The 12658-nt window shown below is 65.5% G+C and carries 1 protein-coding gene; it reads left to right on the top strand.

Translation table 11 applies throughout. From position 1 onward, the window contains the following. Positions 1 to 37: 37 nt before the first annotated feature. Positions 38 to 12658: non-ribosomal peptide synthetase (locus tag B9N88_RS28615; RefSeq protein ID WP_085205432.1), on the top strand; the 12621-nt coding region annotated here is incomplete at its 3' end.

The following is a 12658-nucleotide window of genomic DNA, read 5'->3' on the forward strand; positions in this document are numbered from 1 at the left end:
CTTTGTGCTTCCTGCCTATTGCTCCGGACTCCAACAAATGAATGCTGAAGACTCCTTGAAACTTGCTCGCCGGTTTATCGGGTTGCCCCTGGAAAAGCGCCAGCTGTTCCTGCAGGCACTGCAGAAAGAAGGGGTGGATTTTTCGCGGTTTCCGATTCCGGCCGGCGTGGAGGCAGAGGACCGCCAGGCGCTGTCCTATGCGCAACAGCGCATGTGGTTTCTCTGGCAACTGGACCCGAGCAGTGGCGCCTACAACCTGCCGGGCGCGGTGCGCCTCAAGGGTGCGCTGAACCTGGGCGCCATGGAGCAGGCGTTTGCCAGCCTGGTGGACCGGCACGAAACCCTGCGCACGGTGTTCCAGCGCCAGGCCGATGAGCGCCTGATGCAGGTGGCCGTACAGCCGTCGCTGGCCATTGAGCAACTGGACCTGACGGCGTTGGCCGCGGCCGAACGCGAACACGCCGTCAACGATGCGGCCACCCGCCAATCGCTGCTGCCGTTCGACCTGGAACACGGCCCGCTGCTGCGTGTGCAACTGCTCAGGCTCGATGCCGAGGAACACGTGCTGCTGCTGACCCTGCACCATATCGTCTCCGATGGCTGGTCGATGAACGTGTTGATCGACGAGTTCATTCGTTTCTACGACGCCCATGAGCGCAACGAAGCGCCGCCATTGCCGGCGCTGCCGATCCAGTACAGCGACTACGCCCTGTGGCAGCGCCGCTGGCTGGAAGCCGGGGAGCAGGCTCGTCAATTGGACTACTGGCAGGCGCGCCTGGGCGACGAGCACCCGGTGCTGGAACTGCCGACGGACCGCCCGCGCCCGGCCATGCCCAGCTATCAGGGCACCCGCCACACCTTCGCGATTGAGCCGGCGCTGGCCGCGCAGTTGCGCACCTGCGCGCAACAGCACAACGCCACCCTGTTCATGCTGCTGCTCGGCGCCTTCAATGTGTTGCTGCATCGCTACACCGGCCAGGGCGATATCCGCGTCGGGGTGCCTATCGCCAACCGCAACCGTACGGAAGTCGAAGGGTTGATCGGCTTCTTCGTCAACACACAAGTCCTGCGCACTGAGCTGAGCGGGCAAACCCGGGTCGCCGAGTTGCTGCAAGGTATCAAGGAGCATGCCCTTGGCGCCCAGGCGCACCAGGAATTGCCCTTCGAGCGCCTGGTGGAAGCCCTGAAGGTCGAGCGCAGCCTCAGCCATACGCCGCTGTTCCAGGTGATGTACAACCATCAGCCGGTGGTGGCCGACATCGCTTCGGTCAGCACCGCCTCCGGCCTGGAACTGGCCCTGGTGGAGTGGCAAGGCCGCACCACCCAGTTCGACCTGACCCTCGACACCTATGAAAAGTCCGGCACCCTGCACGCTGCGCTGACCTACGCCAATGACCTGTTCGACGCGCCGTCCATCGCGCGGATGGCACGCCACTGGATCAGCCTGTTGCAGGCCATGGTGGCCGATGGCGAACAGCGCATCGGCGAGTTGCCGATGCTGGCCGTCGATGAGCAACAGAGGCAGGTGCACGCCTGGAACCAGACCGCACAAGCGTATCCCACCGAACGTGGCATTCATCACCTGATCGAAGACCAGGTACAGCGCACGCCGGATGCGCCGGCGCTGGTGTTCGGCGCGACCACGCTGACCTACGCGCAACTCGACGCCCGTGCCAACCAGCTGGCCCATGCCTTGCGCGACCACGGGGTCGGTCCTGATGCGCTGGTGGGTATCTGCGTTGAGCGTTCCATCGAGATGGTCATCGGCCTGCTGGCCGTGCTCAAGGCCGGCGGCGCCTACGTCCCCCTCGATCCCGAATATCCCCAGGAACGCCTGGCCTACATGATCGAAGACAGCGGCATCCAGCTGCTGCTCAGCCAGCACAGCCTGCTGCCACTGCTGCCTGTCGAAGGCATTCGGGTGATGCGCCTCGACCAGGCGCCCGGCTGGCTCGACGCTTACAGCGTCGCAGCGCCCGCCGTCGACATCCACGCGCTGAACCTGGCCTATGTGATCTACACCTCCGGTTCCACCGGCAAGCCCAAGGGCGCCGGCAACAGCCATCGCGCACTGGTCAACCGCCTGTGCTGGATGCAGCAGGCCTACGGCCTGGATGCCAGTGACGCGGTGCTGCAGAAAACCCCGTTCAGCTTTGATGTTTCGGTGTGGGAGTTCTTCTGGCCGCTGATGACCGGCGCCCGCCTGGTGGTCGCCGCCCCTGGCGAACACCGCGAGCCGGCGCGCCTGATCGAGACCATCGGCGAGCACGGGATCACCACCTTGCACTTCGTGCCGTCCATGCTCCAGGCGTTTATCCATGAGCCGGGCGTGCAGGCCTGCATAAGCCTCAAGCGCATTGTCTGCAGCGGCGAAGCCTTGCCCCTGGACGCGCAACTGCAGGTGTTCGCCAAGCTGCCCCAGGCCGGTTTGTTCAACCTCTATGGTCCGACGGAAGCGGCCATCGACGTGACCCACTGGACCTGCATCGACGAAGGCCGTGACGCCGTGCCCATCGGCCGTCCGATTGCCAACCTCGGCACCTACGTGCTCGATGCGCAGCTCAACCCGGTGCCTGCCGGCGTGGCCGGCGAGCTGTACCTGGGCGGTACCGGCCTGGCGCGCAGCTACCACCGCCGTCCGGCGCTGACCGCCGAACGTTTTGTGCCCAGCCCCTTTGGTGACGGCGCGCGCCTGTACCGTACCGGCGACCGGGTGCGCCAGCGTGACGACGGTGTGATCGAATACCTTGGCCGTCTCGACCACCAAGTCAAGCTGCGCGGCTTGCGCATCGAATTGGGTGAAATCGAGACACGCCTGATGCAACACCCGGCGGTGCGTGAGGCGGTGGTGCTGGTACACGGCGGCAAACAACTGGTGGCCTACCTGGTGCTGGAGGGCGAGACGCCCACCGACCTCAAGGCCTGGCTGCTCGGCAGCCTGCCGGAATACATGGTACCGACCCATATGGTGCCCCTGGCCAAGCTGCCGGTGACCGCCAACGGCAAGCTCGACCGCAAGGCCCTGCCGTTACCGGATGCAACACCACAACAGGCCTATATCGCGCCGCAAGACGACCTGCAAAAAGCCCTGGCGGCGATCTGGAGCGATGTGCTCGGCGTCGAGCAGGTGGGCCTGGACGACAACTTTTTCGAACTGGGCGGCGATTCGATCATCTCCATCCAGGTGGTCAGTCGCGCGCGTCAGGCGGGGATTCGCCTCAGCCCGCGCGACCTGTTCCAGTACCAGAGCGTGCGCAGCCTGGCGTTGGTGGCCGGCTTCGAGCACACCGCCGTGATCGACCAAGGTCCCGCCCGCGGCGAGGTGATCCTCACCCCGGTGCAGCAAGGCTTTTTCGCCCAGGCGATCCCCGCGCGTCACCACTGGAACCAATCGTTGTTGTTGACCCCGCGCGAGCGCTTGGAACCGGCGCGCCTGGAAGCCGCCCTGACCCAGGTGATCAACCATCACGACGCCTTGCGCCTGCGTTTTGTGCAACAGGCCGACACCTGGCAGCAAGCCTATGCCGCGCCGGTCACCGCGCCGGGCCTGTGGCAAGCACAAGCCAGCAGCGACGATGAGCTGTCGGCGCTGTGCGATGAGGCCCAGCGCAGCCTCGACCTGGCGCAAGGCCCGCTGCTGCGTGCCGCGTTGGTGAGCATGGCCGATGGCAGCCAGCGCCTGCTGCTGGTGATCCATCACCTGGCGGTCGATGGCGTGTCCTGGCGCATCGTCCTGGAAGACCTGCAACAGGCTTACCGCCAGGCAGCGTTGCCGACCAAGACCAGCGCCTACCAGCTGTGGGCCGAACAGTTGCAAGCCCATGCCCTTACGCTGGACCACCAGTTGGTGTACTGGCAGGCGCAGACGGCGGACGCGGACTTGCCGTGCGACAACCTCCAGGGCGGCCTGCAAAACCGCGTGGGCAGCAAGCTCGAAATACGCCTTGACGCCGAACACACCCGTCAACTGCTCCAGGACGCGCCAGCGGCCTACCGTACTCAGGTCAACGACCTGTTGCTCACCGCCCTGGCGCGGGTGGTCAGCCGTTGGAGCGGCCAGGCCGCCGCACTGATCCAGCTGGAAGGCCATGGCCGCGAAGACCTGTTCGACAGTGTCGACCTGACCCGCACCGTGGGCTGGTTCACCAGCCTGTTCCCGGTACGCTTGCAAGCCGACGGCGAGCTGTCGGCCGCGATCAAGTCGGTCAAGGAGCAGCTGCGCGCCGTGCCCGCCAAAGGCATCGGCTACGGTCTGCTGCGCTACCTCGGCCCGCCTGCGGCCCGCGAAGCCCTGGCGAACCTGGCCGCGCCACGCATTACCTTCAACTACCTGGGCCAGTTCGACCGCCAGTTCAACGAATCCGCGTTGTTTGTACCGTCTACCCAGGGCAGCGGCCAGGCCCAGGATGCCGAGGCACCGTTGGCCAATTGGCTGACGGTGGAAGGGCAGGTGTACGGCGGTGAGCTGGCGCTGCAATGGGGGTTCAGTCGCGAGATGTTCGAGGTGTCGACTGTGCAGCAGTTGGCGGATGACTACGCGGCAGAGCTCAAGGCCTTGATCGAGCATTGCCGAGCCACCCCGGCAGGGCAGGTTACCCCTTCGGACTTCCCACTGGCGTGCTTGACCCAACAGCAACTGGACGCGTTGCCCGTGGCGGGGCCGGCGATTGCCGACCTTTATCCGCTGTCGCCGATGCAGCAGGGCATGTTGTTCCATACCCTCTACGCGCCAGAAGCCCAGGCGTACATCAACCAGTTGCGCGTGGATATCGACGGCCTCGACCTGCTGGCGTTCGGCCGCGCCTGGCAGGCGGCACTGGACCGCCATGACATTCTGCGCAGCAGCTTCCACTGGCTGGGCCTGGACAGTGCCCATCAAGTCATCCAGCGTCAGGTCGACGTGCAGTTGCACGTGATCGAAGACATCGATGCCGACTTCGATGCGCTTGCCGAGGCTGAACGCGAGAAGGGCTTCGCGCTTAATGCTGCGCCGCTGTTTCGCCTGATGCTGGTGCGGGGCGCCGGTAACGCCTGGCATCTGATCTTCACCAGCCACCACATCCTCATGGACGGTTGGAGTAACGCCCAGTTGCTGGGTGAAGTCATCGCCCACTATGCCGGCCAGGCCTTGCCCGCGCCGCTGGGGCAGTTCCGCGATTACCTCGGCTGGCTGCAACAGCAAGCGTCGGGTGAGACGTTCTGGAAAGCCGCCCTGGCGCCGTTGCAAACACCCACCTTGCTCGCGCAAGCGCTGCGCGCGCCGGTCGATGGCCTGGGCACGGCTGAGCATCAATTGATCCTTGAGGGCGAGTTCACACAGGCCCTCGGCGAGTTCGCCCGTCGCCAGAAAATCACTCTCAATACGGTGCTGCAAGGAGCGTGGAGCCTGTTGCTGCAGCGCTACACCGGTCAGGATTGCGTGGCCTTTGGCGCGACTGTCGCCGGGCGTTCGGCACCGCTGCCGGGGATCGAGCAGCAACTGGGCCTGTTCATCAACACGCTGCCTATCGTCAGTACGCCTTCGCCAGCCCAACCGGCCGCCCAATGGCTCAACGAGTTGCAAACCCTGAATCTCAGCCTGCGTGACCACGAGCATGTGCCGCTGTACGACATACAAGGCTGGGCCGGCCAGCAGGGCGCATTGTTCGACACTTTGCTGGTGTTCGAAAACTTCCCTGTGGCCGAGGCCCTGAAGCAGGGCGCACCCGCAGGCCTGGCGTTTGGCCATATTCACAACCATGAACGCACCCATTACCCTTTGACCTTGGGCATTGAGTTGGGGGCCAGCCTGCGCCTGGAGTTCAGTTACGACCGGGCGCGGTTCAGCGCTGAACAGGTCGCACGCTTGAGCGCCAACCTGCACCACCTGCTGGTGCAGTTGCTCGCGGATGCCCAGGCGCCCCTTGGCAACCTGCAATTGCTTGACGCCACCGCACAGCGCGACGTGCTTGCCCTGAGCCAGTCGCCGGGCGCTGCCCAACGCCAGCTGCGCGTGCACGAACGCATTGCGGCCCAGGCTGCTGCCACACCGGACGCGCTGGCGGTACAGGCTGGCGAAGCGCGCTTGAGCTATGCCCAGCTCAATGCCCATGCCAACCGGCTCTCCCATCGCCTGCTGGAACTGGGCGCGGGCCCGGGCCAGCGCGTGGGCCTGGCGTCGCGGCGCGGCCCGCAACTGATCGTCAGCCTGCTGGCCGTGCTCAAAAGCGGTGCGGCCTATGTGCCCCTGGACCCGAACTATCCCGCCGACCGCCTGGCCTACATGCTGGCGGACAGCCGCCTGGACCTGTTGCTCAGCGAAGCCGGGTTGCTGGCCGACCTGCCGCTGCCGCAAGGGCTGGCCCGTCTGGACTTCACCGTCTCCGGTACCGAGCTGGCCGGCTACCCTGTCAGCAACCCACTCACCCACGCTGCCGCTGCCGATCTGGCGTACGTAATCTACACCTCGGGCTCCACCGGCCAACCCAAGGGCGTGGCCATCGACCATGCGGCCCTCGGCCAATTCTGCGACAGCGCCGAGGTCTACAGCCAACTGTGTGCAGAGGACCGCGTGCTGCAGTTCGCGACCTTCAGTTTCGACGGCTTTGTCGAACAGTGCTACCCGCCGCTGTGTGTGGGCGCCGCGCTGATCATGCGTGGCGATGAACTGTGGGATGCCGGGCAACTGGCACGGGAAATCGTCGAGCAGGGCGTGACCCTGGCTGACTTGCCGGCGGCCTACTGGTACCTGTTGGCCAAGGAGTGCGCGGCCGATGGTCGCGCCCTGGGTAACCTGCGCCAGGTGCATGTGGGCGGCGAGGCCATGTCGGTGGAAGGGCTGCGCGCCTGGCACGCGGCCGGCCTGGGCGGCGTGCGCCTGGTCAACACCTACGGGCCGACAGAGGCCACCGTGGTGTCCAGCGTGCATGAGTGCCAACTGGCGGATGCCAGTGATGCGTTCGGTGTGCCGATTGGCCGGGCGAGCGATGGTCGCTCGCTGTATGTACTCGACAGCGGTTTCGAGCTGTTGGCCACCGATGGCGTCGGCGAGCTGTGCATCGGTGCCGAGTTCGGCCTGGCCCAGCGTTACTTCGACCGCCCGGCGTTGACCGCCGAGCGCTTCCTCCCGGATCCGTTTTCGACGGTTCCCGGTGCGCGACTCTACCGCAGTGGCGACCTGGCCCGTTACAACGAGGCGGGCGCCTTGGAGTACGTGGGGCGTATCGACCATCAGGTGAAGATCCGCGGGTTCCGTATCGAAATGGGCGAAATCGAGGCCAGTCTGCAAGCCCTGCCGTGGGTGCGCGAAGCTGCCGTCGTTGCGCAGCCGAGTGCCACCGGTACGCAGTTGGTCGCGTACGTTGTCGCGGCCCACGGCCAATCACTGGATACCCAGGCGCTGGCGGCGGTCTTGCGCCAGTCCTTGCCGGATTACATGGTGCCGGGGCATTGGCTGGTGCTCGATGCCCTGCCGTTGAACAACAACGGCAAGCTTGACCGCCGCGCACTGCCGCTGCCGGACCTGAGCCAGGCGCGACACGCCTACCGCGCTCCGCAAAGCCCGCTGCACATGCAATTGGCGGCGATCTGGCAAACGGTGTTGCACGTCGAGCAGGTGGGGCTCGATGACCATTTCTTCGAACGCGGTGGCCATTCGTTGCTGGCCACTCAGGTGATCTCCCGCGTGCGTCACGACCTCAAGCTGGACGTGCCGTTGCGAGCGTTGTTCGAGCAGCCGACGCTGGAAGCGTTCGCGGCGGCCTGCGCAGGGTTGCAGGCCGGCACTGCCAGCTCGATGGTGGCGCTGGGGCGCGACCGGCCGTTGGCACTGTCCTTCGCCCAGGAACGCCAATGGTTCCTTTGGCAACTGGATCCCTGCAGCACCGCCTACCACGTACCGACCGCATTGCACCTGCGCGGTGAGCTGGATATCCCGGCACTGGAGCACGCGTTCCAGGCCCTGGTGCAGCGTCATGAACCGCTGCGTACCACCTTCGTGGAAGAGGCTGAGCACACCTGGCAGGTCATCCAGCCCAACCTGGCGATGGTGATCCAACGCCAGCAGGTGCAAGACTCGGCCATCGAGCAGGCGGTCGCGCAAGAGATCCAACGCCCGTTCGACCTGCTCAACGGTCCGCTGATGCGCGTCATGCTGCTGGAGATCACGGCCGCGCACCATGTGCTGGTGATCACCCAGCACCACATCATCTCCGACGGCTGGTCGATGCAAGTGATGGTCGACGAACTGCTGGCGCTGTATCAAGGCCAGGCGCCGTTGCCGGCCTTACCGATCCAGTACGCCGACTATGCCGTGTGGCAGCGCGATTGGATGGCGGCCGGGGAGAAACAACGCCAACTCGATTACTGGCGTGCACGCCTGGGCACCGAACACGCGGTGCTGGAACTGCCCCTGGACCACCCGCGCCCGGCGGTGCAAAGCCATCGCGGTGCGCGTCGGCGGGTACATCTGGACAACGCCCTGGTGGCCGAGCTCAAGGCACTTGCCCAGCGCCAGGACGTGACTTTGTTCATGCTTCTGCTGGCGTCGTTCCAGACGTTGCTGCACCGCTACAGCGGCCAGGCCGAGATCCGTGTCGGGGTGCCGATCGCCAACCGCAATCGCCTGGAAACCGAGCGTCTGGTTGGCTTCTTCGTCAACACCCAGGTGCTCAAGGCCGACCTGCACGGGCAGATGGCCTTCGAGCAGTTGCTGGCCCAGGTCAAGCAACGTGCCCTGGAAGCCCAGGCCCATCAGGACTTGCCGTTCGAACAACTGGTAGAAGCGCTGCAACCGGAACGCAGCCTCAGCCATAACCCGTTGTTCCAGGTGATGTTCAATCACCAGGACAACCTGCGCGCCGGCCCGGTGCAACTGCCTGGCCTGGCTCTGCAGCCGGTGGATTGGGCCGGTCACACGACCCAGTTCGACCTCAATCTGGAAACCGAGGAGTCCGTCGACGGCCTTTGGGCATCCCTGACCTACGCCACCGACCTGTTCGACGCCGCCACCCTGGAGCGCCTGGCCGTGCACTGGCAGAACCTGCTGCGCGCAGTGGTCAACGATGCCTCCCAGGCCCTGGACGAACTGGCGATGCTCAGCCCATCGCAATGGCAGCAGATGGTCGAAGACTGGAACCACACGAGCGTCGACTACCCACGCGAGCGCTGTGTCCACCAGTTGTTCGAAGCACAAGCCCTGACACAGCCGCACGCCATCGCGCTGCAATTTAATGGCGAGGCCGTGAGCTACAGCGAACTCAACCGCCGCGCCAACCGCCTGGCCCATCGCCTGATCGCGGCGGGCGTCGGCCCGGACGTGCGGGTGGCGGTGCATGTGGAGCGTTCCCTGCACATGGTGGTCGGCCTGCTTGCGACCCTCAAGGCCGGTGGCGCCTATGTGCCGCTGGACCCGCAATTCCCGGCGGAGCGCCTGGCCTTCATGCTCGAAGACAGCCGCGCCCAGGTGCTGCTGACTCAGTCGCCGCTGATTGGGCGCCTGGTGCAACCGCAAGGCCTGCAGGTGCTTTTGGTCGAGGACGCCGGCGGTGACGAACACAACCCGCAGGTCAGCGTCACGCCACAACACCTGGCCTATGTGATCTACACCTCCGGCTCCACCGGCAAGCCCAAGGGCGTGATGGTGCCGCACCAGGCGCTGTGCAGCTTTACCTGCGGCATGGTCGGCACCCTGGACATCGGCGCGCAGGCGCGGGTGCTGTCGCTGACGACGTTCTCGTTCGACATCTTTGCCCTGGAGCTATACGTGCCGCTGACAGTCGGCGCCACGGTGCTGCTGAGCGGTCAGGAACTGGCGCTCGACCCGGAGGCGATAATCGATCTGGTCACCGCCCAATCCGCCAGCGTACTGCAAGCCACGCCGTCCACCTGGCGCATGCTGCTGGAAAGCCCACGTGCCGACGTGCTGCGCGGTATCAAGTGCCTGTGCGGCGGCGAAGCGCTGCCGGCCGATCTGGCCCAGCGCATGCTCGACCTGCAAGGCCCGGTATGGAACCTCTATGGTCCCACCGAAACCACCATTTGGTCGGCGGCCCATCGCCTGCTGGAGGCGCAACCTTTGGTCGGGCGCCCGATCGCCAACACCGCGTTGTTCATCCTCAATGCCGGACTCAGTCCATGCCCGGTGGGTGCGGCCGGCGAACTGCTGATCGGCGGCGTCGGCCTGGCACGCGGCTACCACGCGCGGCCAGCCCTCACCGCCGAACGTTTCGTGCCCAACCCGTACGGCGCGCCGGGCGAGCGCCTGTACCGCACCGGCGACCTGGCACGCTACCGTGCCGACGGCGTGGTGGAGTACATCGGCCGGGTCGACCATCAGGTCAAGGTACGCGGCTTCCGTATCGAACTGGGCGAAATCGAAGCTTGCCTGCGCGAGCATGAAGGCGTTCGCGAAGCCGTGGTGCTGGCCGACAACGACCGCTTGATCGCCTACCTGGTGACGTCTGCGGCACAGCCGGCGCAAGCCTACACAGCGGCATTGCGTGAGCGCCTGCCGGACTACATGGTGCCGGCGCACCTGATGTTCCTCGACAGCCTGCCCTTGACCCCCAACGGCAAGCTCGACCGCAAGGCCTTGCCCAAGGTCGATACCCGCCTGTTGCTGAAGAGCCATGTGGCCGCCGTCACCCCGCGCGAACAACAGGTCGCGGCGATCTGGGCCGAGGTGCTGGGCGTGCCCCAGGTCGGTCTTGACGACCATTTCTTCGAGCTGGGCGGGCATTCGCTGCTGGCCACGCGGGTGGTATCGCGGGTGCGCCAGGCACTGGCGCTGGAAGTGGCGCTCAAGACCCTGTTCGAACACCCGTTGCTGGGTGACTTCGTGATGGCCCTGGGTGAGGAGGGCGTGCTCGCGCCGGCGCTGCTCAAGGCCGATCGCAGCCAGCCGTTGCCGCTGTCGTATGCCCAGGAACGTCAATGGTTCCTCTGGCAACTCGACCCCGAAAGCGCCGCGTACCACATCCCCAGCGCCCTGCGTTTGACAGGCCCGTTGGACCTGGCGGCGCTGCAACGCAGCTTCGACACCTTGCTGGCACGCCATGAAAGCCTGCGCACCCATTTGCGCCAGGACGCCGCCGGTACGGTCCAAGTGATTGAAGACTCGGGCCTGATTGAAATCGATTTGGTCGACACCGATGAAGCCGGCCTCAAGGCACGGGTGGCTGACGTCGTTGCGCAGCCATTCGACCTGCTGCGCGGGCCGTTGCTGCGGGCCCGGTTGCTGCGCCTGGCCGAGGACGAACATGTGCTGGTGCTGGTGCAGCACCATATCGTCTCCGATGGCTGGTCGATGCAACTGATGGTCGAGGAGCTGGTGCAACTGTACGCCGCCTTCAGCCACGGGCAGACGCCAGCCCTGCCGGCCTTGCCGATCCAGTACGCCGACTATGCCGTGTGGCAGCGCCAATGGATGGAGGCGGGAGAGAAGGCCCGTCAACTGGCCTACTGGCATGAGCAGTTGGGCGGTGTGCAGCCTGTGCTGGAATTGCCTTTCGACTACCTGCGCCCGGCCGTGCAAAGCCATCGCGGCGCTCGCCTGGGCATCGAGTTGCAACCGCAGCTGCTGGCCGGTTTGCGTCGCCTGGCGCAGAGCGCCGGAGTGACGTTGCCGATGGTGCTGCTGGCGTCCTACCAGGCGTTGCTGCACCGCTACAGCGGCCAGGAAGACGTGCGTGTCGGGGTGCCGATCGCCAACCGCAATCGCCTGGAAACCGAGGGGCTGATCGGTTTCTTCGTCAATACCCAGGTGCTCAAGGCCGATATCCACGGGCAGATGAGCGTTGTGCAACTGCTGCAACAGGTACGCCAACGTTCCCTCGAAGCCCAGGCCCACCAGGACCTGCCGTTCGAGCAGCTGGTCGAAGCGCTGCAGCCCGAGCGCAGCATGAGCCTGAGCCCACTGTTCCAGGTGATGTTCAACCATCGCGTGACCTCGGCAGCCAATCACCTGCAACGCCTCACCGAACTGGACGTCGAAGTGCTGAGCTGGGATGAAGGCGTGGCCCAGTTCGACCTGGCACTGGACGTGGAGGAAAGCCAGGCGACCCTGCGTGCCTCCCTGAGCTACGCCACCGATCTGTTTGCCCCAGCGACCATCGAGCGTATGGCCGACCACTGGCAGAACCTGTTGCAGGCGATGGTTGCCGACCAACAGCAACCCATCAGCCAACTCAACCTGCTGGGCCAGGATGAGCAACGACACATCCTGCAGCTGTGGAACCAGACCGACGCCGGCTTCTCGGCCGAGCGTCTGGTACACGAAATGGTTGCCGACCGCGCCGAGGAAAACCCCACTGCGGTGGCGGTCAAGTTCGATGCGCAAACCCTGAGTTATGGCGAGCTGGACCGCCAGGCCAACCGCCTGGCCCATGCCCTGCTCGCCCGTGGCATCGGCCCCGAAGTACGGGTGGCGATTGCCATGCCGCGCAGTGCCGAGAGCCTGGTGGCGTTCCTCGCGGTGATGAAAGCCGGCGGCGTCTACGTGCCGCTGGATATCGAGTACCCGCGTGATCGCCTGCTGTACATGATGCAGGACAGCCGCGCGCAACTGCTGCTGACCCATTCCAGTGCGTTGCCGCAACTGCCGATTCCCGACGGCATGCAGACGCTGGCCATCGATCGCACCGAGGCGTGGGCCGACTACAGCGACACCGCGCCGGCGGTA

This window comes from Pseudomonas sp. LAMO17WK12:I1, from assembly GCF_900177315.1.
Taxonomy (GTDB): Bacteria; Pseudomonadota; Gammaproteobacteria; order Pseudomonadales; family Pseudomonadaceae; genus Aquipseudomonas; species Aquipseudomonas marginalis.